Annotated in this window: 27 protein-coding genes and 1 pseudogene; 16 read left to right on the plus strand and 12 right to left on the minus strand. The window is 62.5% G+C overall.

All coding sequences use genetic code 11. The annotated features are described in order from the left end of the window. Positions 1-89 precede the first annotated feature (89 nt). A pseudogene (locus tag GGD40_RS22845) lies at positions 90-284 on the minus strand (phosphatidylserine decarboxylase); the annotation flags it as partial. Between GGD40_RS22845 and GGD40_RS22850 the strand changes: the two are divergent. Beyond that, positions 274-819: a molybdopterin cofactor-binding domain-containing protein gene (locus GGD40_RS22850; protein ID WP_179745188.1), complete on the plus strand. Its 546-nt coding sequence runs from the start codon at positions 274-276 to the stop codon at positions 817-819. The pseudogene GGD40_RS22845 and the gene GGD40_RS22850 overlap by 11 nt on opposite strands. Positions 820-879: 60 nt before the next feature. Here the strand turns inward: GGD40_RS22850 and GGD40_RS22855 are convergent, their stop codons facing one another. Next, entirely contained in the window at positions 880-1,599 is a 720-nt protein-coding gene (locus tag GGD40_RS22855; protein ID WP_179712796.1) for an HD domain-containing protein, read from the minus strand. A gap of 178 nt (positions 1,600-1,777) precedes the next feature. Next, the gene (cynS, locus tag GGD40_RS22860) at positions 1,778-2,248 is read right to left on the minus strand and encodes a cyanase (RefSeq protein WP_179712794.1); all 471 of its coding nucleotides are present in this window, start codon (positions 2,246-2,248) and stop codon (positions 1,778-1,780) included. 330 nt (positions 2,249-2,578) lie between these two features. Here cynS and GGD40_RS22865 point away from each other — a divergent pair, with 330 nt between their 5' ends. From GGD40_RS22865 to GGD40_RS22890, 6 genes are all read left to right on the plus strand, one after another. Further along, a complete protein-coding gene (locus GGD40_RS22865) occupies positions 2,579-2,911 on the plus strand; it encodes a BufA1 family periplasmic bufferin-type metallophore (RefSeq protein WP_179712792.1) in 333 nt (110 codons plus the stop codon). A 65-nt stretch (positions 2,912-2,976) separates the two neighbouring features. After that, positions 2,977-3,918, plus strand: coding sequence for an MNIO family bufferin maturase (gene bufB, locus GGD40_RS22870; RefSeq protein WP_179712790.1), 942 nt, complete (start codon positions 2,977-2,979; stop codon positions 3,916-3,918). Next, complete coding sequence (locus GGD40_RS22875; RefSeq protein WP_179745189.1) at positions 3,915-4,892, plus strand: hypothetical protein; 978 nt, start codon at positions 3,915-3,917, stop codon at positions 4,890-4,892. The genes bufB and GGD40_RS22875 overlap by 4 nt, the downstream gene beginning before the upstream one ends. Continuing rightward, complete coding sequence (locus tag GGD40_RS22880) at positions 4,864-5,781, plus strand: HvfC/BufC N-terminal domain-containing protein (RefSeq protein ID WP_257030554.1); 918 nt, start codon at positions 4,864-4,866, stop codon at positions 5,779-5,781. Before GGD40_RS22875 ends, GGD40_RS22880 begins: the two co-directional genes overlap by 29 nt. Further along, positions 5,778-6,278: a DoxX family protein gene (locus GGD40_RS22885; RefSeq protein WP_179712786.1), complete on the plus strand. Its 501-nt coding sequence runs from the start codon at positions 5,778-5,780 to the stop codon at positions 6,276-6,278. Before GGD40_RS22880 ends, GGD40_RS22885 begins: the two co-directional genes overlap by 4 nt. A 70-nt stretch (positions 6,279-6,348) precedes the next feature. Beyond that, positions 6,349-6,792 (plus strand): DUF3331 domain-containing protein, encoded by a 444-nt coding sequence (locus GGD40_RS22890; RefSeq protein WP_257030555.1) that lies wholly within the window; start codon positions 6,349-6,351, stop codon positions 6,790-6,792. Between the two features lie 29 nt (positions 6,793-6,821). Here the strand turns inward: GGD40_RS22890 and GGD40_RS22895 are convergent, their stop codons facing one another. Next, the gene (locus GGD40_RS22895; protein ID WP_179745190.1) at positions 6,822-7,760 is read right to left on the minus strand and encodes a helix-turn-helix domain-containing protein; all 939 of its coding nucleotides are present in this window, start codon (positions 7,758-7,760) and stop codon (positions 6,822-6,824) included. A gap of 311 nt (positions 7,761-8,071) precedes the next feature. Here GGD40_RS22895 and lpdA point away from each other — a divergent pair, with 311 nt between their 5' ends. After that, positions 8,072-9,466 carry a dihydrolipoyl dehydrogenase gene (lpdA, locus tag GGD40_RS22900; RefSeq protein WP_179745191.1) on the plus strand — a complete coding sequence of 465 codons (1,395 nt, stop codon included), beginning with the start codon at positions 8,072-8,074 and terminating at the stop codon, positions 9,464-9,466. A gap of 43 nt (positions 9,467-9,509) precedes the next feature. Here the strand turns inward: lpdA and GGD40_RS22905 are convergent, their stop codons facing one another. The 3 genes from GGD40_RS22905 to GGD40_RS22915 all read right to left on the minus strand — a co-directional run bounded on the left by GGD40_RS22905 (position 9,510) and on the right by GGD40_RS22915 (position 13,592). Next, on the minus strand, positions 9,510-11,162 hold the full coding sequence (locus GGD40_RS22905; RefSeq protein ID WP_179745192.1) for a Na+/H+ antiporter: 1,653 nt from the start codon (positions 11,160-11,162) through the stop codon (positions 9,510-9,512). 126 nt (positions 11,163-11,288) lie between these two features. Then, positions 11,289-12,314, minus strand: a complete 1,026-nt coding sequence (locus tag GGD40_RS22910) for an AraC family transcriptional regulator (RefSeq protein ID WP_179712778.1) — start codon at positions 12,312-12,314, stop codon at positions 11,289-11,291. A 387-nt stretch (positions 12,315-12,701) separates the two neighbouring features. Next, positions 12,702-13,592: a LysR family transcriptional regulator gene (locus GGD40_RS22915; RefSeq protein ID WP_179745193.1), complete on the minus strand. Its 891-nt coding sequence runs from the start codon at positions 13,590-13,592 to the stop codon at positions 12,702-12,704. Between the two features lie 122 nt (positions 13,593-13,714). Here GGD40_RS22915 and GGD40_RS22920 point away from each other — a divergent pair, with 122 nt between their 5' ends. The 5 genes from GGD40_RS22920 to GGD40_RS22940 all read left to right on the plus strand — a co-directional run bounded on the left by GGD40_RS22920 (position 13,715) and on the right by GGD40_RS22940 (position 16,791). Beyond that, on the plus strand, positions 13,715-14,464 hold the full coding sequence (locus tag GGD40_RS22920) for an SDR family NAD(P)-dependent oxidoreductase (RefSeq protein ID WP_179745194.1): 750 nt from the start codon (positions 13,715-13,717) through the stop codon (positions 14,462-14,464). Between the two features lie 31 nt (positions 14,465-14,495). Then, on the plus strand, positions 14,496-15,089 hold the full coding sequence (locus GGD40_RS22925) for an NADPH-dependent F420 reductase (RefSeq protein ID WP_179745195.1): 594 nt from the start codon (positions 14,496-14,498) through the stop codon (positions 15,087-15,089). Positions 15,090-15,330: 241 nt separating this feature from the next. Next, complete coding sequence (locus GGD40_RS22930; RefSeq protein WP_179745196.1) at positions 15,331-15,540, plus strand: hypothetical protein; 210 nt, start codon at positions 15,331-15,333, stop codon at positions 15,538-15,540. Between the two features lie 161 nt (positions 15,541-15,701). After that, positions 15,702-15,980, plus strand: a complete 279-nt coding sequence (locus GGD40_RS22935) for a DUF1488 family protein (protein WP_035558165.1) — start codon at positions 15,702-15,704, stop codon at positions 15,978-15,980. A 19-nt stretch (positions 15,981-15,999) separates the two neighbouring features. Beyond that, positions 16,000-16,791 (plus strand): phosphate/phosphite/phosphonate ABC transporter substrate-binding protein, encoded by a 792-nt coding sequence (locus GGD40_RS22940; protein ID WP_179745197.1) that lies wholly within the window; start codon positions 16,000-16,002, stop codon positions 16,789-16,791. A gap of 16 nt (positions 16,792-16,807) precedes the next feature. Here the strand turns inward: GGD40_RS22940 and GGD40_RS22945 are convergent, their stop codons facing one another. The 4 genes from GGD40_RS22945 to GGD40_RS22960 form a co-directional block, all read right to left on the minus strand. After that, complete coding sequence (locus GGD40_RS22945; RefSeq protein WP_179745198.1) at positions 16,808-18,832, minus strand: acetyl/propionyl/methylcrotonyl-CoA carboxylase subunit alpha; 2,025 nt, start codon at positions 18,830-18,832, stop codon at positions 16,808-16,810. A gap of 100 nt (positions 18,833-18,932) precedes the next feature. Next, on the minus strand, positions 18,933-19,718 hold the full coding sequence (locus tag GGD40_RS22950; protein ID WP_179745199.1) for an enoyl-CoA hydratase/isomerase family protein: 786 nt from the start codon (positions 19,716-19,718) through the stop codon (positions 18,933-18,935). Positions 19,719-19,760: 42 nt separating this feature from the next. Then, positions 19,761-21,368: a carboxyl transferase domain-containing protein gene (locus GGD40_RS22955; RefSeq protein ID WP_179745200.1), complete on the minus strand. Its 1,608-nt coding sequence runs from the start codon at positions 21,366-21,368 to the stop codon at positions 19,761-19,763. Between the two features lie 28 nt (positions 21,369-21,396). Next, positions 21,397-22,578, minus strand: a complete 1,182-nt coding sequence (locus GGD40_RS22960) for an isovaleryl-CoA dehydrogenase (protein ID WP_179745201.1) — start codon at positions 22,576-22,578, stop codon at positions 21,397-21,399. A 313-nt stretch (positions 22,579-22,891) separates the two neighbouring features. On the opposite strand from GGD40_RS22960, the gene GGD40_RS22965 reads away from it, so the two are divergent. The 3 genes from GGD40_RS22965 (at position 22,892) to GGD40_RS22975 (ending at position 25,870) form a co-directional block, all read left to right on the plus strand. Further along, positions 22,892-23,632, plus strand: a complete 741-nt coding sequence (locus GGD40_RS22965; RefSeq protein WP_179745202.1) for a TetR/AcrR family transcriptional regulator — start codon at positions 22,892-22,894, stop codon at positions 23,630-23,632. Positions 23,633-23,801: 169 nt separating this feature from the next. Further along, complete coding sequence (locus tag GGD40_RS22970; RefSeq protein ID WP_373565416.1) at positions 23,802-24,581, plus strand: DUF72 domain-containing protein; 780 nt, start codon at positions 23,802-23,804, stop codon at positions 24,579-24,581. 170 nt (positions 24,582-24,751) lie between these two features. After that, positions 24,752-25,870, plus strand: coding sequence for a 3-deoxy-7-phosphoheptulonate synthase (locus GGD40_RS22975; protein ID WP_179745204.1), 1,119 nt, complete (start codon positions 24,752-24,754; stop codon positions 25,868-25,870). A 168-nt stretch (positions 25,871-26,038) separates the two neighbouring features. Here GGD40_RS22975 and GGD40_RS22980 read toward each other — a convergent pair whose 3' ends face one another. Beyond that, positions 26,039-26,317, minus strand: coding sequence for an HU family DNA-binding protein (locus GGD40_RS22980; protein ID WP_006049832.1), 279 nt, complete (start codon positions 26,315-26,317; stop codon positions 26,039-26,041). Positions 26,318-26,524 lie beyond the last annotated feature (207 nt).

The following is a 26,524-nucleotide window of genomic DNA, read 5'->3' on the forward strand; positions in this document are numbered from 1 at the left end:
ATCAATCCCGTTCCACACAGGAAGCACGGTGCTGGTCTTTGTTACTGGCGCGACAAGTCACGGTCGCCGTCAATCAAAACCCCCACGTACTAGCGGCCAATCGCAATGCGCGTGTTCACCTTGACAGGCGACGCTTTATCGTCGAACGGTGGCTGCGGGATGAAATCCCGACTCACGTCAGGCTCAAAAACCATGCAACACGTCGAACCGCCATACTGGAAAAAGCCCAGCTCGCCGCCTCTGTCGACGTGCTGACCGGGCAACGCTTCTATCATGCAGGACGAGAAGCGGTTCGAGACCTACGCCGCTTTGCTGGCGCGCGCGAGGCAAGCAGAAGTGACGGTCGAGGCCGACGCGCCGATGCCCTTCGAGTTACAACACGGGTCCATGCATAGCCATAGCGCGCTCTTCTGCGAGGTGCGGGTGAACGCCGTGACCGGCGAGATTCGCGTGAGCCGCTTTCTCGGCTCGTTCGACTGCGGCCGGATCATCAACGCCAAGACCGCGGCCAGCCAGTTTCGCGGCGGCATCATCATGGGCCTCGGCCTTGCGCTGATGGAGGAAAGCGAGTTCGACGAAAGAACCGGCCGCATCATGAATCCGTCGCTCGCCGACTATCATGTGCCGGTGCGTCTCGACGTGCCTAAGATCGATATGATCTGGAACGACGAAGCCGATCCTCACACGCCGATGGGCGCACGCCGCGTGGGCGAGATCGGCATTACCGGCGTGGGCGCAGCCGTCGCGAACGCGGTGTTCAACGCGACGGCCAGGCGAATTCGCGATCTTCCCATTACGTTGGACAAGATGATCGGCTAGCGCGGGGATCGTCTTCGGACAGACCGTGGTCAGATCGAACGGATGGATCGGAGACGGGCGTCATTCACCTTGTGCCGCTGCGCCGCCGGTGCATGCGCAGCCGGCATGATGAGCGTGGTCGGCGTGGTCGGCGTGACTGTCGTCCCATGCCGAACCGAGAATGATCTGGCAGAAGTTCAGCCGCTTGTACGACGGATCGCGAAGCTCGAGCACGTCCGCCTTGACGTTGCCGAATGTCGTCTCGGGTTTCTTGATCGTCCCTTGCGCGAACGCGTCGATAATGCCGTTCTTGAAGGTCTTTTCGCGCGGGTGTGCCGCCACCACCTGGTTGCGCTGATCGACGCTGAACTCGTTGTAGCTCAGACCCAGCACGTCCATCTCGACCCCCGCGGTCACGAGCGCGACGACCGGCTTCATGTGTTCGGGAACGCCCGGCGTCGTATGCAGCGCGATCGAAGCCCACACCTGGTCGATGTCGTACTCGTTCATGCGGTACTGCGTCATGAAATCGCGCGCGGCATTGGCGCCGTCCACTTCGAAGCGATAGTTCTCGCTGCTATAGGCCGGCATCAGCCCCATGTCGTGGAACATCGCGCCGAGGTAAAGCAGTTCCGGGTCGTACTTCAGGCCTTTGCGGTTGCCGCTCAGGGCGCCGAACAGGAATACCCGGCGCGAATGGTTGTACAGCAGATCGGTTTCGGTATCGCGAACCAGTTCGGTCGCGGCGCGTGCAATGGCGCTGTCGGGGATCTCGATGCCTGCGATGATGGTGTTAGTCATGTCGGTTCCTTCGCTGATGGGTGGAGGGAGGACACACACGCCCTCCCGATGTCCGCCTGGCGCAGTGGTTTGCGTCCAGGCCTCGCGCTGAAACCAGTATTGGCTAACGGCCGCCGGCGGGCAACGAAGATGGGCCGCTGAAGTCTGCCAACGTTGCCGTGTAAGCTGCCATCGCGGCTCAGAACGGTTTGGTCGGCAGATACTTGCCGTCGAGCGTGATCACTGCACGCGAACCGCCCTCCGGATCGTCGACCTTCTGGATATCGAGCTTGAAGTTGATCGCGCTGATAATGCCGTCGCCAAACTTCTCGTGCACCAGCGCCTTGAGCGTCGAGCCGTAGACCTGCACCATTTCATAGAACCGGTAGATCGTCGGATCGGTCGGCACACCGCCCGGAATACTGCCGCGCACCGGCACGGTCTGTAACAGGCGCACGGCGTCTTCATCGAGTCCGAGCTTGTCGGCGACAACCTTGGCCGCGTCCGCGGGCAGGGGATGCTGGCCGAGCAGCGCAGCCGTGACGAAGGCGAGACTCAGACCGGTCCCTTCATTGATCTCCTCAAACGTCAGGTTCTTGCGAATCTTCGCGTCGATAACGACATCGGTCAGGTTCTGGCGGGAGCTCGGGTTGACTTGCGATTGGGTCATGATGGTTCCTTCGGTTGAAAACACAGGATTCACGCAGCCAGGGAGAGCCGCGCAGGCGTGGCACAGGCTTCAGGATACGCGGCAGACGAAACGAAGCGGTTCCTCGTGCCCCGCCCGGTTCCGCGCGTTGTTCGCAATCCCGTACCAAATGGCACAAGACCGTGCAATCTTCCGCCGGCTCCGGTTCCGTATGCTCTCTGTGCAGCGACCCACTATCGCTGGCATCCCAGAACGAGGCCGGGCACGACCGTTGTTCATACCGTACACGCGGCATCAGCGTGGTCACCGGGTCTTCAGATCGCTGCTCTCTTTCAACGTTGGAGAAATCGTATGGCCAATTACAAAACCACCACTCTCGTCGTCGGTGCATTCGCCGCCGCTCTCGCCGCCTTGACAGCCACCTCTGCCAGCGCACAGGAATTCACCGCGGCGCAGAAGAAGATTCAGGCCGAGCATACGGCGCTCGTCAAATCCGGCAAGGTCGAGCCCTGCTTCGGCACGGCAATGAAGGGGCAAAACGATTGCTACGCGGGGGCGGGCACCACCTGCGCCGGCACCAGCACGACGGACTATCAGGGCAACGCATTCAAGCTGGTGCCCAAGGGAACCTGCACCGGGATCTCCACACCGGGCGGCCCCGGCAGCCTGTCGCCGAAGGTCTAACATCGATCGGCGGCCGGGCATCGTCAAGCCCGGCCTCGCAGTGCTCACCGCAACAACGGTTCGCCATGTCAGAGTCACGCCCCCACGAAACCCGACCGAGCCTGCCTCAACGCGCCGGGGTTGGGCTTAAAGCGCAGCATTACCACACGATCCTCGAATCGCGGCCGGACATCGGTTTTTTCGAGGTTCATGCGGAAAACTATATGGGCGCGGGTGGTCCGCCGCATCGCTTTCTTTCGGCCATACGCGAGCGCTACCCGCTATCGCTTCATGGTGTCGGCCTGTCGATCGGCGCAGACCGTCTGCTCGACCGGGATCATCTCCAGCGGCTGAAATCACTCATTGCACGCTATACGCCTGGACTGTTTTCCGAGCACCTGGCCTGGTCCAGCCACGACTGCGGCTTTCTCAACGACCTGCTGCCGGTTCCCTACACCGCCCAGAGCCTGGCGCGCGTGGCGGACCACATCGACCAGGTGCAGGAAGTACTCGGCCGGCAGATGCTGCTGGAAAACCCGTCGACGTACCTCGCGTTCGAGGAAAGCACGTACCCAGAGACCGACTTCATTGCCGCCGTCGCACAGCGCACCGGCTGCGGTCTTCTGCTCGACGTCAACAACGTGTACGTCGCGTCGATCAACCAGCAGCGGGATCCGTTTGCCTATATCGATCACTATCCGCTCTCGGCCGTGCAACAGTTTCATCTGGCCGGTCACGCGCGCGAGGCAGACGAAAAGAACCGTCCGCTGCTAATCGATACGCACGACCGCCACGTCGCGGAGATCGTGTGGGAGCTATTCGCACGGGCGATCCGACGGACCGGCCCCCTTCCCACCTTGATCGAATGGGACGCGAACTTACCCGACTGGCCGACGCTCAAGGCGGAAGCCGAGCGCGCCGACAGCGTCGTTCAGGCCGCCATGCAACCGGTCGTTTTCGACCACGTAACCAGCCGGCCGCCATTCATCGCCATGCGTCAGCCGCACACAGAGGTGCAAACATCATGATCAAGCGACAAGTCCTTGTTTATTACGCATGGAGCCGGCCAGGCGAGAACGGTGCGCCGCTCCATGTGATCGACGACCGGTTTCCGGCGCTCTTCGAAAGTCGCAGGATGGGTTTCCCGCACTTCCATGAATTCTCCGACCCGCGCGAGTTCGATCAGAGCATCACGGGTTTCCTCGATCACATCATGAAGCGCAACTTCACCGCCTTTGTCGAACTGGCGGCGGCGTTGACGGGCCAGAGCGTGACGGAGATCGAGCGCGTCGCGGACGACGGCACCCTCACGCCACTCGACGCGCATCTTCTGAACGGCGTCGACACGCTGATCGTCATCAGTTTCGACTCGCTGCGCACCGCTCAAACGGCGGGCAGCGATGAAATCGACGCGCTGCGCGCCTTCCTCGGACAAACCGACCGTCTCGCCTTCATCTGCCCGCACCACGATATCGGCGATGTCACGGGGCTGCCGGAAAACGAGTTACTGGACCGTCAGATCGCCGAGTTTCATCATCACGGCGACAAGACGATTCCACCACGGCAACGGTTCGGCGGCTTCGCGCGCTCGTTGCTCGCGGCCCTTGGCGTACCCGTGGAAAATCGCTTCGGACTCAGGCCGTCCGCTGAAGCTGATGGCACGCCAACGCCGGTTGAAGCGGATACGGCACTCGACCGATTGGGTTTGCTCCAACGCGTTAGCACGTTCAATCTGCATGCGCATTTACCGCAGCTCGAACGACTCGGCAAGGCCGTCGAAAAACTCGATGTACTCGTTCGTCAGCGAATCGATCTCGGCGCGCCGCCGCATCCGTTCACCGCTGACCGCGCGACATTCGACGCGCTCCTGCAATCTCGACCGGATACGTTCGCCGGCAGCCTGCTCGTTAGCGATACGACGCTCTGGAGTTCAACGGCCGGCGGTGTCGACAGTCTTCGCGAGTTGTGGACGAATGTCGTTCAACGCCCGCTACGGACTTGAGTGCGTAATGGCACACCTAAACTTGCCCAAGGCATCCGCTGAAACCTTGCGCGGCAGAGCCGACATCCGCTCGGGTCTGCTTCCCGATGGCTTATGCGACCGGCAGAGGCACTTCGCTGCGGCGCTCCTGGATCCGGATAGCGCCGTTCCTCCCGGCCTGGTCGGCCCCGATCGCGAACCCAGCGAAAAACGCTTCAATGTTTATCGCAACAATGTCGTGGTTGGCCTCGTCGAGACGTTGAGGGCGGCTTATCCCGCCGTGTGCCGGCTTGTCGGTGACGAATTCTTCGCGGCGATGGCACGCGTCTACGTCGCACTCGAGCCGCCGAGGTCGCCCATCATGCTCGACTATGGCGAAACGTTCGCGGCGTTCATCGAAAGATTCGAGCCGGCGAACAGCGTGCCGTATCTGGCCGACGTCGCCCGACTCGAACGTGCGTGGGTCGAGGCCTACCACGCGGCAGAAGCACTGCCGATCGACCCCGCACAACTCGCCACGATCGATTCCCACAGCCTGCCTCAGGTCGTCTTTGCGCTGCATCCTTCGGCGCGCGTCGTACGGTCGTCGTTTCCCGCCGTGCGGATATGGCAGATGAACATCGACGGCGGTGAGCCTGCTGCTATCGAGTTATCCGGTGGCGGCGAAAATGCTCTCGTCATACGCCCACTTGCTGAAGTGGAGGTTCGTCAGGCGCCGGCAAGCGCAGCGACTTTTATCCAGAGCGTTGCGGCCCACGCGTCGGTAGCCGAGGCAACGACACTCGCTTTCGACGAAGACGCCGATTTCGATCTGGCCGCCACCCTTCGAGACCTGTTCGCAATCAACGCGATCGTCGGATGGCGCCTGCGGGAAGCCGCCGAATTCAGCCCCACCGCGAGGCTCGCATGAATCAGATTAGTGCACGGACAAAGGGCCGCTTCGAACTGCTGATTCGCACGGCATTAGAACAAATTCAGGCACTCGGGTGCGTGCTTGCTCCGCCCATGTTGCGAATCGCCCTCGCGCTGCCGTTCTTTCGATCCGGTCTGACGCGATGGGACGGCCTGCTGTCCCTTTCGCCCGCCACGCTTTTCCTGTTCGAGAATCAATTCAAGGTTCACGTGTTCGGCGGCGCCTATGGTTTCCCGGCACCCGACACGGTCGCGCTTCTGGTAGCCGTGGCGGAAATAACGTTCCCTATTCTGCTCGTGCTCGGATTCGCGACCCGGTTCTCGGCATTGGCGCTATTGATCATGACCGGCGTGATCCAATTGGTTTTCCCCGATGGCTGGGCGAATTTCCATCTCTATTGGGCGTCGCTCGCCGTGGCGATCATCGCGCTCGGTGCGGGACCTGTATCGCTGGATCGCCTGATAAGCCGCTGGTTCTATCCACGCGATCTCTGACAATCGCATCAATGCCATTGCGCCGGTCGATCCGCACGACTCGCGTTTAGATTCTTTCCAGAGAAAAGCAATGGACAACCCCGAGACCGCCGATGCGTGGAAGTACTCTCTCGACTTGCTAATGCGGATGCAGTTGCCGAAACCGCGCCGCGATTCCAGTTCCGGTCCCGGCGCGGACGCGCCCGGTTGTTGCAAGCGCACCGATGTCGCCACCCGTGGCAATCGGCGCGCTCGCGTGGTCCGCGAGCGGGCTGTGCATCTGCACATCGTGGAGAAATATTCGAGTTCGGCGATTGCGGTCTGCTGGCGCGACGCGACCTCCGGGTGTTACGGCGAGCAATTGTGGAAAGCCGTCACGGCGCGGGCGGGGGCGACTTGCGCGTTAAGCGGCTTGCGGATTCGTCGCGGCGACGCGGTTTTTCGGCCTTGGGCCCGTGGCTATAAACCGGTCAACGGCGACTCGATGATCCTCGCCTCGGCAGTCGAGCAAACCACTCAGCAGGCGTGCGATTGACCCGCGCTGTAGGCAGGATTCGACGTTTGTTATTCGCGCGCGCCTTTCATCGCACGCCGTCTGCCGTGTTCCCGCGCGAACGCGGCCGGCGTGCAGCCCACGTGACGGTGAAAACGCCGGGTAAAGTGACTCTGATCCGCAAAGCCAGTCATGAGCGCGATGGCCGAAAGCGGAATGGCCGTTTCCAGAATGAGCGATTGCGCGCGACGAATCCGGCATTGTTCGACAAAGCCGATCGCCGTCATGCCCGTGCTCTGCTTGAACAGGCGCGTGAAGTGGAAACGGCTCACGTTCACGATGCCGGCAAGTTCAATGAGTCCGATCGGTCGGTCCAGATTCTCTTCTACATACGCGGTGATCCGCGCCACTTCGACCCGGCTCAACGCCGGCAAAACCTGCGGCACAACGGGTTCGAAGACGTTGTAACTACGAAGCAGATGCGCCGCGAGCGCGAACGACATCTGATCGACAATAAGCGTCTGCGCGGGATGAGCCTTACGATCCAGTTCGCCGATCAGAATCTGCGCGATGTGTTCGATGATGGGATCTTTCGTCTCGAAGACATTCCGGATCTCGATCCGCGACATGCTGCGGCGTCCAATCTGCTCGGCGGCCGACTCGATCAGCGCGGTCGGAATACGCAATCTCGCCGTTGCAGAGGCACTGCCCTCCCACAGCGAGTCGTAGCCCGCCGGCATGAGCATTGAAACGCCTGCCGTAACCACACTTTCGTGGACCGTCCCATCGCGGCCCTGAACGAGGCGCGCGCTGCCGGTCGGGCAATAGCAGATCAGATGATGATCGAGCGCGGGATAGCGCTCGGATACGTTGGGGAGCGGCGCGTACATGTCGACCGTGACGCCTGACCACTCCCGCTCGCGCGTGGTCGCCGTGGGACGATGCGACAAGACATGCACGATCTCGTCGATGGTGACAGGTTTATCCGCGGTTTGAGAAAACGTTGACATGTCACAGTGCCGGATCTGCTTGCTTCGAGCCGAAATGCTAACACGACAATAGTCCCGATCGAAACGCCATGAATCACTTTGGAAAACGATAAAACAGGACACGATCCAGCGTTCCATCATGAACGCCGCGATTGTGCTTTTCAGACATCAAGCATCGACCAAACTGAGCACGAGTGTTCAATTCAACGCTCGCGCGTTCTGCTACGCTGAAGCCACCTTTCCATGTCGCGGCCCATTTCGACTGGCCGCGAGGGCGACTGCCCAATCCCGTTCATTCCTCCCCATTCGTGTGAGCTCAGGGCGCTAGCTTGATGAAACATTACGATGTCATCGTCATTGGGTGCGGCGCGGGCGGTTACAACACCGCGATTCGCGCGGCCCAGCTCGGCCTCTCTGTCGCCTGTGTCGAACGAGCGTCGAATGTTGGGGGAGCGGGTATGCGGAGCGGCTGCATTCCGTCCCGATTGCTGCTCCATACTTCCGAAATCTACGAGCTGGCCAGCAAGAATGCCGCGCTGGGAATCGACTGCGCGCCCACGCTCAACCTCGCGCAGATGATGGCGTATAAAGCCGCCACCGTTGAGAAGATGTCGAACGGCGTTCACAAACTGCTGCACAAGCACGGCGTCACGCTCATCTACGGTCACGCGCTGCTTGCCGCCGTGGGACAGGTGGTCGTCAGAAAAGCGGGCGGCGTGCAGCAGTTCTTGCGCGGAACCGCCGTTGTGATCGCCACGGGTTCGGAGCCCATCCCACTCCCCTTTGCGTCTTTCGATCACACGCGGATTCTCGATTCCGCCGACGCGCTGTCACTCGACCGGGTACCGCGACATCTGGCGATCATCGGCGCGGGTGCGGTGGGCGTGGAACTCGGTTCGATCTGGCGCCGCCTCGGCTCGCGCGTGACGCTGATCGAGCGCCGCGATCGTGTATGCCATTGGCTCGATCGCGACGTGACCGCCACGCTGGAACGCTCGCTGCGGCGACAAGGTATTGCGATCCGATTGTCGAGCGACGTGATCGATATCGACAAACACACGGACAGTGTTTCCATTCGACTGCGCGCGGCAGGATCCAGCGAGATCAGCACGCTTGACGCTGACATGGCGCTCGTCGCGATCGGGCGCCGACCGTCGACGGCCGGCTTGAATCTTACGAGCGTGGGCATTCCATCCGCTCAGGAAGGCGCGTTACTTCAGCAAGGCCTGCTCACCCAGGCCACAGGAATCTGGGTAATCGGCGACGCTGCCACCGGCGCGATGCTGATGTCCAAAGCTGAAGAAGAAGCGATAGCGTGCGCTGAGCGAATTGCCGGCCTGCCCGGCTTCGTCAACTACGCGTCGATCCCCTACGCGCTTTACACCCGTCCGGAGGTCGCCATGATCGGCAAAACCGAGGACGAGCTTCGGGGAAGCGGCGTGGCGTATCGCATCGGTTACTGTCCGATCGCCGGCAATGCGCGCGCCGCTATCTGCAGCACCACCGATGGGTTTGTGAAACTGCTGGTCGACGCTCAGACGAACCTGATCGCGGGCGCTCATCTGGTTGGCCCTGGCGCGGCCGATCTGGTTTCGCAGGTGGCCGTCGCCATGGAAGCCTCGATGCTGTGCGAGGACTTCGCCCGTATCTGTCATCCCCATCCCGTCTGGTCCGAGGCTTTGCGTCAGGCAGCGATGGCCGCGGGCGGATGGATGATGCACGCGTAACGCGTACCGCACGGCGTCATGGCATGCGACTACACGCCCGATCTCAGCTTCGCGAGCCGCGACCGCTAAACCGCGACTCCTGCAGATCGACTTCCCGAACCAGATCTCGCACCAGTTCGTCCGTCAGCTTGCCCGACTGGGCGACGCGATACAGTTCGTCCCGTTCCGCGCCGAGCGCCAGCAACCGCAGCCGGCGTTCGATCTCGTCGATCTGCAAGCCGCGCCTCGCGTCCTGTCCGCCATCGCCGCGCAATGCGATCTGCTCGCGATAGTGTGCGATAAGCCGCGCACCGGCTTGCGAGAACAGGTCGGCGTCTTCGCTTGCCTGGCGCGTCTCATGGAGCGCACGCTCAACAGCAACGATGGCCGCCTGAGCCGCGGCGCCACGAGCGTCGTCCTCCTGCCGCCGTTCCAATGTACCGGGCGGCACCTTGATACCGCTCAGGACATAGGGCAAGCCGACGTTCGCAGCAATCAGGGTGACGACGATCACGCCGGCGGCAAGCAGAATGGCGAGGTCTCTTGCCGGGAACGGCGAGCCGTTTTCAATCAGCAACGGCAGCGTCATCACGCCGGAGAGCGAAACCGCGCCACGTACGCCCGCTAACGACGTCGCCGTGATCAGGCGCCAGCCCGACGTGTTGATCGTCTGAGTGCCCGGACCGGTGCGAAACACAATCACGCGCAAGGCAGCCCAGGTCCACAAAAACCGTATGAGAAGCAACGCGCCACTGATTGCGGCGACGTATAAAAGCAGCCAGACTTCCTGCTGCCTTCCGGTTTGACTAATAACTTGCCCGCCCCGATCGATCACGCTGAAAAGCTGTTGCCCGAGAAGCACGAAGATCACGCCGTTGCCGGCGAATTGAAGCGCGTCCCAAACCGCCGCACGGCGAATGCGCGTGCTAGCCAACGCCTTTCCCGCCAGTTCCTCGTAGCTCATCACGATACCCGCCGTCACGGCCGCCAGGATACCCGATGCGGCGAGCCGGTCGGCCACGACATACGCGCCGAACGGCAACAGCAAACTGATCAGAATCTGCGTGCCGGTTTCCTCGCCGAACAGTCGCGCGGTCCAGTCCTTCGCCGCATTCGCCAGCAGCGTGACCGCCGCGCCCGCCGCCACGCCGCCCGCCACCAGCCACAGGAACGTTCCGCTCGCTTCGGCGACTGAGAACGAGCCCGTTACCGCGGCAGCGATCGCGAAGCGCAGGCAGACGAGACCCGATGCATCGTTCAGCAGCGCCTCGCCTGCGAGCACATTCATCAAGCGCGGCGGAATCGGCACACGCTCCGCAATGGCCGAGACGGCGACCGCGTCGGTCGGAGAAAGCGTCGCCGCCAACGCAAAGGCGACGGGCAGCGGCATGAGTGGAATCAGCCAGTGAATGAAGAAGCCCGCTCCGAGGACCGTGAACAGAACCAGGCCGAGAGCGAATGCACCAATCGTCCACTTGTCGCGGAACAGGCCTTCTTTCGAAATGCGCCAGCCGTCGAGAAACAGCAACGGCGAGACGAACAACAGCAGGAAAACGTCGGGTGCAAGCGAAACCCGGAACCGGAAGATCTGCGCAATCAGCGCGCCGATTGCAATCTGCACGATGGCAAGCGGAAGCGGAATTCGCGCGGCACGTTTGACGATACTGCTGGCAATGACGCACACGAGCAATACGAGAGTGAGGGTGATCGTTTCCACACGGGCCCCTTTGCTACAGCGGATATGAAGGCGTGCTCATACACGGCGCGCAGGGCGTCCGCTCCTTGACGGTGATACTGGAGCCAGCACGGTGAATCGATGCGTGTTGGCGATTCGCGCGAACGGTTATTGCTCGCGCTTGCCGATGGACTGCGCCGAGCGCAGCCCCGAGCGTCGTCGTCCCTGCTCGCGCGCAAACACCGCAGGCGTACAGCCGACATGCCGATGGAATCGCCGCGTGAAATGGCTCTGATCGACAAAGCCCACCGTCAACGCAATCTCCGCGAGCGGCCGGTCGGTGTCGGTAATCAGCGATTGAGCCCGGCGAATCCGACACTGCTCGACGAAGCTGATCGCCGTACTGCCGGTGCTGCGTTTGAACAGCCGGCTGAAATGGAACCGGCTCATGTTCACGACCGAGGCCAGATCTTCGAGACTGATCGTGCGATCGAGATTGTCTTCGATGAATTCAGTGAGGCGCGCGATTTCGAGCTTGCAGAGCGAACGCTCCGGCGAGACCTCCACCAGTTCGAATGCGTTGTAGCCGCGCAGCATATGGGCGGCCAGCGCGGTCGATAATGCGTCGACGATCAACACCTGAACCGGATGCGCCGGCCGGTCCATTTCCACGAGCAGCGTCTGCGCGAGGCACTCGATCACGGCATCGCGCACCTGAAACACATTGCGGATTTCCACCTGGCCCGGCCGCTGACCCAGTTGCTCCGCCGCCGAGTCGACCAGCGAGGTCGGCACGCGCAACCGCGCTGACAAACCCGAATCGCCTTCCCACGCCGACTCGTAGCCGGCGGGCATGATATAGGACGTGCCGGCCGTAATGACGCTCGCATGAACGACGCCGGCGCGGCTCTGAATCAGTTTCGCGCTGCCCGACGGGCAATAGCAGATCAGATGATGATCAAGGCCCGCGTGGCGCTCGGCGCAACCGAAGTACGGACGGTGAAGATCGGCCGTCACGCCACTCCAGCCGCGCTCGCGGGTGGTGGCAATCGGCCGCTGGGGGCGCGCGCTCAGGATCTCGTCGATGGAGATCAACTTCGAACGGGCCAGCGACGGCAGCAGGTTCTGAGCCACGGCGTTATCCACGAGCAAGGCTCCGTTGATGCCGATAGCCGGACGCCGAAGGTTGTGCATGGCAGGTCGACAGACCGACCCGCGAGAACTGTCGCGCCGCTGCCCTGTGTGATGCGAAACTGGTGACCATGTGCGCCTCCCGTACGAGCCATACCTGCAGTGCTTACTGCCGTGCCCAGGTTAACCACACTGAACGCCCGTGTCCTGCGGCGATCCTGACGTTTTATTGTGTCACAAGTTTCAAAAGCGCAAACATCGCCCCTTGTTCAATACGGTTTCAACTCGCACGCCGGATCGGCAGCCCTGCCCGGCTCCGTTCGGGTATGCCAGCGAGAGTGGGTCGCAGCGCAGAAAGCATACGGAACCGGAGCCCGCGGAAGATTGCATGATCTTGTGCCATTTGGTATCGGATTGCGATCGACGTGCGGTCGTGGCACGCGAGCTCGTCTAAATACGCGCTGGGAGCGCCACGGCAAAGAATTCCGTCGCGCGGCGCACGCGTGCCGGTACGAACCGGCGCTTCGGCCACACGAGACTAACGTCTCTGACGTCGCCGATGAAGTCGTCGAGAATCGAAATCACGTCCGGGTGCCGGAGTTCATCGGCGAGCGAGAGCTTCGCGAACAGACCGATTCCCACACCGGCCAACACACCCGCGCGGATCGTTTCGACACTGTTCGACGAGAGGTTGCCGCGCACGGACACACTGAATCGACCTTCCGGTCCGACAAACGGCCAATTCGCCGACTCCAGCAGACCGCCATATAACAGGCAATTGTGATCGGTGAGTTCGGCGGGCGTTTTGGGGATGCCGTGTTGCTCGAAGTAGCGACGCGAGCCGACGCAAACGAGCGGCGTGCTGGCCACGCGCTTGACGACCGCATCAGGATCGTCGACCCGGCCCACCCGGATCGCCAGATCGATTCGATCGTCCACCATGTCCCGCACGAAGTCGGAAAGAATCAGATCGACCTGAAGGCCGGGATTGAGCGACAACAGCTCGGGGATGAGCGGCAGCACATGAAGACGGCCGAAGGTCGAGGCGACCGCGATCCTGATTGGACCCGAGACCTCCAGCGTGCTGCTGCTCAGTTCGCTATCGGCCTCATCCATCTCGTCGACCAGCGGCTTCGTGCGGTCGTAGTAACGCTGCCCCTGATCGGTCAGCGTCACGCTGCGTGTGCTTCGGTTGAAGAGCATCACGCCGAGGCGTTTCTCCAGCGCGCCGATGGACTTGCTGATCGCGGACTGTGAGTCGCCGGTTCTGCGCGCCGCAGCGGAAAAACCGCCCGCTTCGACGACGGCGATGAAGGCATTCAATTCCTGAAACCGGTCCATCGTGGCCTTCTCCTCGATTAATTCTCTCGAAGAATAAACCTTATGAACAACCCGCTGATTATCAATGCGGGGACCTGCCACTACGATGATCTCAACATTCACGAACACACAGAAGGTGTCTCATGTCCTCTCTCAACGACAAGATCGCCGTGATCAGCGGCGGCACGACCGGTATCGGTCTGGCGATTGCCCGGCGCTTCGTCGCCGAAGGTGCTCATGTGGTGATTTTCGGCCGTCGGCAAGCGCAGCTCGACGAGGCCGTCGAACGGATCGGCCGCAACGTCACCGCGATTCAGGCCGACGCGACGAAGCTCGACGATCTAGACCGGGTCGTGGCGGCGGTCAAGCGCGAACGAGGTGTCGTCGATATCGTCGTGTCGAATGCGGCGCTGGTGGAGCAGGCTTCGATCGATACGCTCACGCCCGAGCATTTCGACCGGACGTTCGATCTCAACGCTCGCAGCCCCGTGTTTCTGGTGCAGAAGTTATTGCCGCTCATGACGCGTGGCGGATCGATCGTACTGGTTTCGTCGGCGATGCACGTGATGGGTATTCCGGGTCATACGACCTACGCGGCGACGAAAGCGGCGTTGCGTTCCTATGCGCGCACGTGGGCAGCGGAATTCAAGGATCGCGGCATTCGCGTGAACACGCTGAGTCCGGGCGTTACCGACACGCCGATGCTCGATTCGCAAGGCACCACGCCGGAAGACCGCGAAGCGCTGGTGAAGATGTACCTGAGCATGATCCCGATCAGGCGACTCGCGCAGCCCGACGAAATGGCTAACGCGGCGGTCTTTCTCGCGTCCGACCAGAGTTCCTATATGACCGGCGCGGATCTGATGCACGACGGTGGCGTCGGGCAGGTTTGAGCGAGCCGACCACTTATTCATGGAGAGATCAATGAGCTACGCAATCATCGGGCTTGGCAAGATCGGTACGGCCATCGCTCACGCATTTGCCCAACAGGGAATCGAAGTCATCGTGGCAGGTCGGCGACCGGTGGACGCGCTCGCGGCGCAGATCGGGGCGTCGCTCGTGCCCAAGCCTATTGAGGACGCCGTTAAGGCCGATGTCGTCATCCTCGCCGTTCCTTTCGCCGTTCATAGCGACATCGGGCGGATGGCCGACAACTGGCAAGGGAAGATCGTGATCGACGCCACCAACGCATTCGGCGTGCCGCCGGAAGAGCTGGACGGGCTGCCCTCCACTGCCGCTGTGGCGAAAGCGTTTCCGGGGGCGAAGGTGGTGAAGGCCTTCAACCATGTGGCGGCAGCGACGCTGGCGCAAGGGCCGACAACACCCGCAGGCAGCCGACGAGTCGTGTTTGTTTCCAGCGACGACGATGCGGCCAGCGCGTCGGTGGCGGCGCTCGCCGAGCGGCTCGGCTTCGCGCCGATCGAACTGGGGAAGATCGGCGAAGGTGGGTTACTTGTTCAGGCGCGAGGCCGCACGTGGGGGCGGCTTATTTTTCAGGACCTGGTTAAGTTTGATTGATGTTCCCGCGTTCGGATAAATCGCGAATTCGGTAGCGACGTTTCCAATAACAATCCGCATTGTCAGTGCGATCGATTGAGCGTCAGGAAAATTCTCGACTGAATCGCAGACAACTGCCTGGGCTGGCATGCGGGCCGCATTAACTTCATTGTCTGACTGTCAATGGCGACGATTTTCGCTATTTGTCAATTAAACTCGCGCTCTTTGCATTTGCACTGAGAGCGCGCCAGCGGGTGACAGCATGAAGTGGATTCACGACAAAGCAGCGCTTCTGCTAGCGGCCCTCGCCTGTGCCGGCGCTGCGTGGGGACTCATTCACTACTCGGGCCAGTGGTTCTATCTGCTGCTGTTCGTTCTGGCCTTTGCCGGATTGTTCGCCGACAACCGGCGCTTACGGGCACGTTTGAGAAACCTGGGCGAAGATCCAGCCCGCAAACCCCGCCGCGACTAGATCGAAGAGGCTTCGACGCGTGCAAATATCCGCTCGCGCTTAGCGAACTGGATCGCACCTGCGTCAATCGCCTCCAATTCACCCCAAATGCCGGTTCCCCCACATACCTTCGCCTTACGATTTGTCATCCTGACACCTCAGGCGTGTGTGGGGAGGTCGCCATGTCGGTCTATGTCGATGAAGGGTTCCGGCCCTGTGTCACGGAATGCGCGACGGTCGCGTTCCGGGTCTGCTGCGATGATCGCGTGCAGATCTTCGAAGTCAGCGCCGAGGCGCTGATCACCTTCTGCGGCGCGGCCAGCAAGCGCAAGCAGGACCTGCTGATCGCGTTCGAAGACGCGCAGCAGGAAATCCTGTCCGTCGCGGCACACAAATGGACGTTCAGACCGACCGAGGCGGTGCGGCTCGGCCTCGACGAATTCCGAATGGTCAGACATTAGCTGTGCCAGAATCGCGCTCATGACCTGGATCGCCGCCCTGCCGATGTATAACGTCACGCCCGCTCTCGCCTTCGAATGGCGCGAGTGGCTGGCCGACGTGTTGCTGCGGGTCAAACCCGCCTGCCGCATCGTCGAACCCGACGAAGAATTGCACGGCTTCTGGCGCCGCCCCAATCTGCTGATCTCGCAGACCTGCGGCTATCCGCTGATGCATGGCTTGCACAAGCAGGTTCAGTTGATCGCCACGCCGCGTTACGACGCGCCGGGTTGCGAAGGCGCGGACTATTCGAGCGTGCTGGTGACTCGCGCCGACGCGCCGTTCGACACGCTGGCCGCCTGCCGAGACGCGCGTGCCGCCTACAACCAGGACGACTCGAATAGCGGTATGAACGTATTTCGCCACGCCGTCGCGCCGCTCGCGCAAGGCGGCGCATTTTTCAGCGCGGTCGTGCGGACCGGTTCGCATCTCGGATCGTTGCGTGCGGTTGCGGAAAATCGCGCGGACGTCGCCGCGATCGACTGCGTGACGTTCGCGTTTATCGCCGATGAAATGCCGGAACTCGCGCGGCAAATGCGCCGGATCGGCTTGACGGCGCCGTCGCCGGGACTTCCGTTGATCGCGTCGAATACCGTGCCGTCGCAGACTATCGAAGCCCTGCGCGACGCGTTGAACGACACGCTCGCCACCCAGCCAGAACGCGTAAAACGCCTGCGTTTGCAGGGCTTTTCCACGCTGACGCTCGCCGACTACGCACGCATCGAGCAACTCGAAGACGAAGCGCGCGCCGCCGGCTATCCGCGCCTCGCCTGAGTTTTACACCTGAGCGTTACGCCGACTTCACGTCCAGCACCAGAAGCTGCGCGCCGTCGGCCACCTGATCGCCCACTGCATACAACACTTCCGACACCGTTCCCGCCGCCGGCGCGCCGATCGTGTGCTCCATCTTCATCGCTTCCATCACGATCAGCGGTGTGCCCTTCTCCACCACCGTGCCCGGTTCGACCAGCACCGCGATCACCTTGCCCGGCATCGGCGCGGTCAGACGGCCTTCGCCACCTTCCGCATCCGCGGCATGCGCGAGCAGGTTCTGCCACTCGAACGCCAGCGTTTCGCCGAGGCAGAACACGTGGAACGTATCGCCATCCACGAACACGCGGCCAGTTGCCCGTGCATCGCCGATAGTCGCGCGGAACTCGTGCTCGCCCGCGCAGGCCGACCAACTGAAGCCCTCACTCACGCCGTCGTGTTCCAGCGTTTGCGTGTCGCCGTCGCGAGCGAACGTGACGGTGAACGCGCTTTCGTCGTCGAGATTGCGCCAGCCGAGCGTCTGCGTGTAGCCGCTATTCAGCCGCCAATGCGACAACGCGTCCCACGGCGACGCGCCATGGGATGTGCCGCCTTCGCGCGTCAGCAGCGCCGCGCAGGCGAGCGCCAGCGCTTCCTTGAACGGCTTCTTCACCGGCGCGAACAACGCGTCGTGATGACGCTCGATCAAGCCGGTATCCAGATCGCCCGTGGCGAACGGTTCGCTCGTGACAATGCGCTGCAGGAACTCGACGTTGGTATGCGGGCCGACCACTTCGCACGCGTGCAGCGCGCGGCTCATGCGCGCCAAGGCTTCCTCGCGCGTGGCGCCATGCACGATCAGCTTGGCGATCATCGGATCGTAGAACGGCGTGATGGTGTCGCCTTCGCGCACGCCGCTGTCGATCCGCACCGGCGCCTTGCGTCCCGGCTCGCCCATGCCGATCACGAACTCCACGCCTTCCGGCATGCGCAGATGTTTGAGCGTACCCGTCGACGGCAAAAAGCCGCGCGCCGGATGTTCCGCGTAGATTCGCGCTTCGATCGCGTGGCCGTCGAGCTTGAGTTGTTCCTGCGTGAGCGGCAGCGGTTCGTCGCCGGCGACGCGCAGTTGCCATTCCACCAGGTCCTGCCCCGTCACCATTTCGGTCACCGGATGCTCGACCTGCAGGCGCGTGTTCATTTCCATGAAGTAGAAATCGCCGCTGGCGGTCATGATGAACTCGACCGTGCCCGCGCCGACGTAATTCACCGCGCGCGCCGCGGCCACCGCCGCCTCGCCCATCTCGCGTTTGATTTCAGCAGAGAGACCCGGCGCCGGCGCTTCTTCCAGCACCTTCTGGTGACGCCGCTGCACCGAGCAATCGCGATCGAACAGATACACCGCGCCGCCATGGCGATCCGCGAACACCTGCACTTCCACGTGACGCGGCCGCGTCAGATACTTTTCGATCAGCACGCGATCGTTGCCGAAGCTGCTCGCAGCCTCGCGCTTGCACGACGCCAATGCCGCCACGAAATCCTCGCTGCGTTCGACCACGCGCATGCCCTTGCCGCCGCCGCCGGCGCTTGCCTTCAGCAGCACCGGATAGCCGATCGCATCCGCCTCACGGTGCAGCAACGGCGGGTCCTGATCGTCGCCGTGATAGCCCGGCACGAGCGGCACGGCCGCCGCATGCATCAGCGCCTTCGCGGCGGCCTTCGAACCCATCGCGGCAATCGCCGCGACCGGCGGTCCGATGAAGACGATCCCGGCCGCCTCGCACTGCTGCGCGAAGTCTTCGTTTTCCGACAGGAAGCCGTAGCCCGGATGCACCGCTTGCGCACCGGTGGCGCGCGCGGCTTCGATAATGCGCTCGACGCGCAGATAGCTTTCTTTCGCGCTCGATCCGCCGATATGCACCGCCTCATCGCAGGCGGCCACGTGTTTCGCGTCGGCGTCCGCATCGGAATAGACCGCCACGCTCGCAATGCCGAGCCGCTTGCAGGTCGCGGCGACGCGGCACGCAATCTCGCCGCGGTTGGCTATCAGGATCTTGTTGAACATGAAATGTCTCGATGAAGTGTGCCGTTGTTCGGGGCTGTTGTTCTGGTCAGAGCCGTGCGGCGCCCTGGAGAAGATGCGGCGCTCACACGTTCGTGCTGTTTCAATCGCGCCAGGACGGCGTGCGTTTTTCGAGGAACGACGCGACGCCTTCGCGGCCTTCCGCACCAGCCCGCGTGCGCGCGATGCGCGCCGCCGTGTCTTCGATCAGCGCGTCGTTCAACTCGCGGCCCGCGATGTCCTGCACGAGCTGCTTGCACGCGCGCACCGCTTGCGGTCCGTTCGCGCAGAGCGTGCCGGCGATCTGCTGCACGGTCGCGTCCAGTTGCTCCGCGCTCACCGCTTCGCTGACCAGACCGAGACGCAACGCCGTCGCGCAATCGAACTGCTCGGCGGTCGTGAAGTAGCGGCGCGAGGCCTGCTCGCCCAACGCGCGAATCACATACGGCGCGATGGTTGCGGGAATCAGGCCGAGACGCGCTTCAGAAAGACAGAAACGCGCGCTCTCCACCGCCACCACGATATCGCACGCCGAAATCAGGCCCATACCGCCCGCGTACGCGTCGCCGTTCACGCGCGCGATCACCGGCTTGTTGCAGCGATAGATCGACGCCAGCATGTTCGCCAGCAACATTGCGTCGGCGCGGTTCTCGTCGTCCGAGTAACCGGCCATTTTCTTCATCCAGTTCAGGTCGGCGCCCGCGCAGAAGGCCTTGCCGTTCGCGGCGAGCACCACCGCGCGCACGTCGTCGCGCGTGTGCAGCGACGTGAAGGCCGAGGTGATCTCGGCGATCATCGTTTCGTTGAACGCGTTGCGCACGTCCGGGCGATTCAGCGTGACCGTGGCGATCTGGGCGGACACTTCAAGCGTCAGCGTTTCGTATTGCATCGTGGCTCCTGCGCGGGGTTGCGTGACTGTGCTGTGCGCGCGTCACATTCTGAACACGCCGAAACGCGTTTCTTCGATCGGTGCGTTCATGCTGGCGGACAGACCGAGACCGAGCACGTCGCGCGTTTGCGCCGGATCGATCACGCCGTCGTCCCACAACCGCGCGCTAGCGTAGTACGGGTGGCCCTGATGTTCGTACTGGTCGCGAATCGGCTGCTTGAATGCTTCCTCTTCTTCGGCGCTCCATGCGCCGCCCTTGCCTTCGATGCCGTCGCGCTTGACCGTGGCCAGCACCGACGCCGCCTGCTCGCCGCCCATCACCGAGATGCGCGCGTTCGGCCACATCCACAGGAAGCGCGGCGAATACGCACGACCGCACATGCCGTAATTGCCCGCGCCGAACGACCCGCCGATGATCACCGTGAACTTCGGCACCTTCGCCGTAGCCACGGCCGTCACCATCTTCGCGCCGTTACGCGCGATGCCTTCGTTTTCGTATTTGCGGCCCACCATGAAACCGGTGATGTTCTGCAGGAACACCAGCGGAATCTTGCGCTGGCAGCACAGTTCGATAAAGTGCGCGCCCTTGAGCGCCGACTCGGAAAACAGAATGCCGTTGTTCGCGATGATGCCGACCGGGTGCCCCCAGATATGCGCGAAACCGCAGACCAGCGTGGTGCCGTAGCGCGCCTTGAATTCGTCGAAAGCGGAATCGTCGACGATCCGCGCGATCACTTCGCGGATATCGAACGGCTTGCGCGTGTCGACCGGAATCACGCCGTACAGGCTCTTCACGTCGTAGCGCGGCGGCTTCGGTTCCTGCAACGCGACCGGCACCTGCTTCACGCGATTCAGATTGCCGACGATGCTGCGCGCGATCCCCAACGCATGCGCGTCGTTCTGCGCGAGATGATCGACCACGCCTGAGAGGCGCGTATGCACGTCGCCGCCGCCGAGGTCTTCCGCGCTCACCACTTCACCGGTGGCGGCTTTCACGAGCGGCGGGCCGCCGAGAAAAATCGTCCCCTGATTCTTGACGATGATCGACTCGTCGCTCATGGCCGGCACATACGCGCCGCCCGCCGTGCACGAGCCCATCACCACGGCGATCTGCGGAATACCCGCCGCCGACAGATTTGCCTGGTTGAAGAAGATGCGGCCGAAGTGATCGCGATCGGGGAACACGTCGTCCTGATTCGGCAGATTCGCGCCGCCGGAGTCGACCAGATACACGCACGGCAGATGATTTTCCGCGGCGACTTCCTGGGCCCGCACGTGCTTTTTCACGGTGACGGGATAGTAGGTGCCGCCTTTGACCGTGGCGTCGTTACAGACGATCACGCACTCCTGCCCCGCGATCCGGCCGATGCCGGTGATCACGCCCGCACCCGGCGCGTCGTTGTTGTACATCTCGTACGCGGCGAGCTGCGAGAACTCGAGAAACGGCGTGCCCGGATCGAGCAGTTGCGCGATGCGGTCGCGTGGCAGCAGTTTGCCGCGGCCCGTGTGTTTGTCGCGTGCGGCCTGGCCGCCGCCCAGCGCGAGCTTGTCGATCTTCGCGCGAAGATCGGCGACGAGCGCTTCGAGCGCCGCCGCGTTGGCGCGGAAGTCGTCCGAGCGCGGATTCAGCTTTGATTCGATGATCGGCATTGCGTGGTTTCTCCTGAAGGGTTCACGCTCAAGCCGTCTCGGCAAACAGCTCGCGGCCGATCAACATGCGGCGGATTTCGCTCGTGCCCGCGCCGATTTCATAGAGCTTCGCGTCGCGCCACAAACGACCGACCGGATACTCGTTGATATAGCCGTTGCCACCGAGAATCTGGATCGCTTCGCCGGCCATCCACGTGGCTTTTTCGGCGGTGTAGAGAATCACACCGGCGCAATCCTTGCGCATCTGGCGCACGTGTTCTGCGCCGAGCGTGTCGAGCTGACGGCCCACCGCGTACAGATACGCGCGGCACGCCTGCAACGTGGTGTACAGATCGGCCACCTTGCCCTGAATCAATTGGAATTCGCCGATGGATTGACCGAACTGCTTGCGGTCGTGGATATACGGCACGACCTCGTCCATGACCGCGACCATGATGCCGGTCGGGCCGCCCGCGAGCACCGCGCGTTCGTAGTCGAGACCGCTCATCAGCACCTTCACGCCGCCGTTGAGCTGACCGAGAATATTTTCTTCCGGTACTTCGACGTTCTCGAACACCAGTTCGCCGGTGTGCGAGCCACGCATGCCGAGCTTGTCGAGCTTCTGCGCGACCGAGAAACCCTTCATGCCCTTCTCGACGATAAACGCGGTAATGCCGCGCGAATTCGCTTCGGGATCGGTCTTGGCGTAGACGACCAGCGTGTCGCAATCCGGGCCGTTGGTGATCCACATCTTGGTGCCGTTCAGCACGTAGTGGTCGCCCTTCTTTTCCGCGCGCAGCTTCATGCTGACCACGTCCGAGCCGGCGTTCGGCTCGCTCATGGCGAGCGCGCCGACGTGTTCGCCGGAGACCAGCTTGGGCAGGTATTTTTCTTTTTGCGCGGTGGTGCCGTTGCGGTGAATCTGGTTGACGCACAGATTCGAATGCGCGCCGTACGACAAGCCGACCGACGCCGACGCCCGCGAGATTTCTTCCATCGCGATCATGTGGGCGGTGTAGCCCATGTTCGCGCCGCCGTATTCTTCCGAGACCGTCATGCCCAGCACGCCCAGATCGCCGAATTTGCGCCACAGGTCCATGGGAAACTGGTCCGTGCGATCGATTTCCGCTGCGCGCGGAGCGATTTCTTTGGCAGCGAATCCCGCGATGCTGTCACGCAGCATTTCGATTTCTTCGCCGAGCGGGAATTGCAAACCGGGCAGGTTGCGCATTGCGGTGTCTCCAGAGTTCGTTGGCGGCCGGTCAGCCTGGTCAGACTGACGGCGAACCGAGTGCGGCTCGGCGGACGGCGGCGGCCTTGTGAGCCGCCCCTGTCGTCACGCACGAGGCGCGAAACGTTCAAGCCGCATTTCACGCTAGATTGACGTAAGCGTCAATAGGTATTTTTGAGTGTCACTCAGAAATGATCCGGCGCGCATCCGAAGCGGGCGTGTCGTGATAGGATCGGTGCAGACAGGCTGATCCGGCCTGCGTTCCGGCCGTGCTTCCGGCCGCCTCCGCCTCCCAAATCTGAACTTGACTCATATGACGGTTGCCCTGAAGGCCGAGTTACCCGCCTCGCGCCGCCAGCCGGCCGGGCGCAAGTCGCAGCAGCGCGTGAAGGAGATTCTTCAGGCGGGGCGCGACGTGTTCTCCGAGAAAGGCTACGAGCGCGCCACGACCGCGGAGATCGCGCAACGCCTCGGCATTTCCGAGGCGACCGTGTTCAGCTACTTTCGCGGCAAGCGCGAGCTGTGCGCGCGGGTGATCGGCGACTGGTACGACGAGATCATCGAGGCGATCGAATCCGGCCTGCCGCGCGACGGCAACGTGCGTCAGCAGTTCGCGTTCATCGTGCGTACGCATTTACGGCTGATGCTGGTGAACGGCACCGATCTGTGCGCGCTGGTGCTGTCCGAAGGGCGCGCGCGGCATCACGAGTTGAGCGAGGCGCTCACCGAGCTGCAGCGCCGCTACACCGCCCCGTTGATGCGCGTCCTCGCGCAGGGCCAGGAGAGCGGACAGATTCGCGCCGACATGCCGCTGCGCCTGCTGCGCTCGATGGTGTTCGGGCCGATGGAACACGTACTGTGGGACGCCACGCTGGCGAACCGGCATATCGACATCGACGCGACCGCCGATCAGTTGATCGACGTGTTGTGGGCCGCGCTCACGCCGCAGGATCTGGCGGTTAGCGCGTTGCAGCAGTTCCGGGTGGAAGTGGCGGAGGCGAACCGCAGGTTCGAGGCGGCGGCGAAAAACGCTAATCTACGGCTTCCGAGTTGAAGCCTGAAGGAGCGTCCACGTGCCTGAAGCAAAACCCGCTAAATCCGCAAAGCCTGCAAAGCCTGCAAAGCCTGCAAAGCCTGCAAAACCCGCAAGCCCTGCCAAGCCCACTCAACCTGCAAGCCCTGCGAAGCCCGCCAAAGCCGCTAAAACCAGCGCGACCGCCAGCATCCGCGTCGGCATCGGCGGCTGGACCTACGCGCCATGGCGCGGGCCGTTCTACCCCTCGGATCTCACGCAAAGCCGCGAACTCGATTACGCGAGCCGGCACCTCACGTCGATTGAAATCAACGGCACGTTTTATGGTTTGCAAAAGCCATCGAGCTACGAGAAGTGGTTTCAGGAAACCCCGGACGATTTCGTCTTTTCGCTCAAAGCCCCGCGTTACGCGACCAATCGCAAAGTACTCGCGGATGCCAGCGAGACCATCGAGCGTTTTTTCGCGAGCGGCGTGCTGTTGCTCAAACAGAAACTCGGCCCGATCAACTGGCAATTCGCGACGACCAAGAAATTCGACCCCGAAGACTTCGAGGCCTTTCTGAAACTGCTGCCCGCGAGCATTGAAGGACAATCGCTGCGGCACGCCATCGAGGTCCGCAACGACAGCTTCAAGACGCCGGAATTCATCGCGCTCGCTCGTCAATACAAAGTCGCCGTCGTGCTGGCCGGCGACAGCGACTACCCGCAGATCGCGGACCTCACCGCGCCGTTCGTCTACGCCCGCATCATGGGCACCACCGACAAACACGCCAACGGCTACGCCACGAAATCGCTCGACGTCTGGGCCGAACGCGCGCGTGAACTTGCTGCGGGCACGACGCCGGACGATCTGGACACTTGCGCCGAGCCGCCATCGAAAATCGCCGCCCGCGACGTCTATCTGTACGTGATCAGCGGCTTCAAGGAACGCAATCCGGCCGCCGCCATGGCGCTGATCGAACGACTCTGAGCGGGCGGCGTCATGGCCCGTCATGGCCACTCTCTGGCCCGTGTCATGGCCCGCGTCCAGACTCGCATGCTGGCCGTCATGCGCGAGTGTCATAATCCCGGCAGCGAATCCGCCCCCACTCACATACACAGGCCCTGAGGCTGTCGCCTCACCCGGTCCGGGAGAATATCTTGAGCGCCCTCGACAATCCCCTGCACGATCAGGAAGTCGGCTCGGCCGACGCCACCCAGGACACCACGCGAATCGACGACACGCGCATCGGCGCGGTCCGTCCGCTGATTTCCCCCGCGCTGCTGCAAGACGAATTGCCGGTGCCCCCTTCGGTGCAAACACTCGTCGAAAAGACCCGCGCGGAAATCGCCGACATTCTGCACGGCCGCGACGACCGGCTCGTGCTGATCGTCGGTCCGTGTTCGATTCACGATCACGATCAGGCCATCGAATACGCCCGCAAGCTGAAGCACGCCGCCGAGTCGTACAAGGACGATCTGCTGATCGTGATGCGCGTCTACTTCGAAAAACCGCGCACCACGGTAGGCTGGAAAGGCTATATCAACGATCCGCGTCTGGACGGCAGCTTCCGCATCAACGAAGGCCTGCGACTCGCGCGGCAATTGCTGCTCGACATCAACGGTCTCGGCTTGCCGACGGGCACCGAGTTCCTCGACCTGCTGAGCCCGCAATATATTGCCGATCTGATCGCGTGGGGCGCGATCGGCGCGCGCACGACGGAGAGCCAGAGCCATCGGCAACTCGCTTCGGGCTTAAGCTGCCCGATCGGTTTCAAGAACGGCACCGACGGCGGCGTGCAGATCGCCGCGGACGCGATCGTCGCCGCGCGCGCGAGCCACGCGTTCATGGGCATGACGAAAATGGGCATGGCCGCGATCTTCGAAACCCGCGGCAACGACGACGCGCATGTGATCTTGCGCGGCGGCAAGCAGGGACCGAATTACGACAGCGCGTCGGTGGAATCGACGTGTGCCGCGCTCAAATCAGCAGGCCTGCGTGAGCAGGTGATGGTCGACTGTTCGCACGCGAACTCCGGCAAATCGCATTTGCGTCAACTGGATGTGGTGGAAAATCTGGCGCAACAATTGACGCAGCATGAGCGCCGCATTATCGGCGTGATGCTGGAAAGTCATCTGGAAGAAGGCCGTCAGGATCTGAAAGCCGGGGTGCCGCTGCGTTACGGCGTGTCGATCACGGATGCGTGCGTGAGCTGGACGCAAACCGAACCGGTACTGGAAACATTGGCCGCCGCCACCCGCAAGCGTCGCGCGGGCTGACGACCGGGACTAACAACACGGGCTGACGACAAAACCCACGCGCCGCACCAGCCACCGATGGTTGATCTCACCGAGGGTTGGGCAGCGCGTGATTCCTCACGCCCGATGTTTCGCTAGTCACGCGCAAAGACTGCGCGCGCGCAAAACTCCGGCGCGAAGCGCGTTGCATTACGACGCGTTGACAGCTTCCTTGAAAGCCTTGCCTGCGGTGAACTTCACCGTCTTGGCCGCTGCGATCTGGATCTCAGCGCCCGTCGACGGATTGCGGCCCACGCGAGCTGCGCGCGCGCCGGTCGAGAAAGAACCGAAACCGACCAGTTGCACCGTATCGCCACCCACCACGGCTTTGGTCACCGCTTCGACGATTGCGTCGATGGTTTGGCCGGTGGCCGCTTTGCTTTCGCCCGTCGCTGCGGCGACTGCATCAATCAGTTCCTGTTTGTTCATAGCACTTCCCGTATGGTAATCATGGAACCGGCGCCACATCTGTTGCGCCGGGACCGACACACTAACGCATAGGCGCATATTCACGCAAACCTTGGGTGTAAGCCTTGTATCACCCGCCCAGCGGCAATTTGACGATTTTTTTCGGCAAAGTGCCATAAGAATCGTGCGGTTACGTGATTCTCGCGTCCGCCAAGCGTTAAATCCGAA

It is taken from the genome of Paraburkholderia bryophila (assembly GCF_013409255.1).
Classification (GTDB): domain Bacteria; phylum Pseudomonadota; class Gammaproteobacteria; order Burkholderiales; family Burkholderiaceae; genus Paraburkholderia.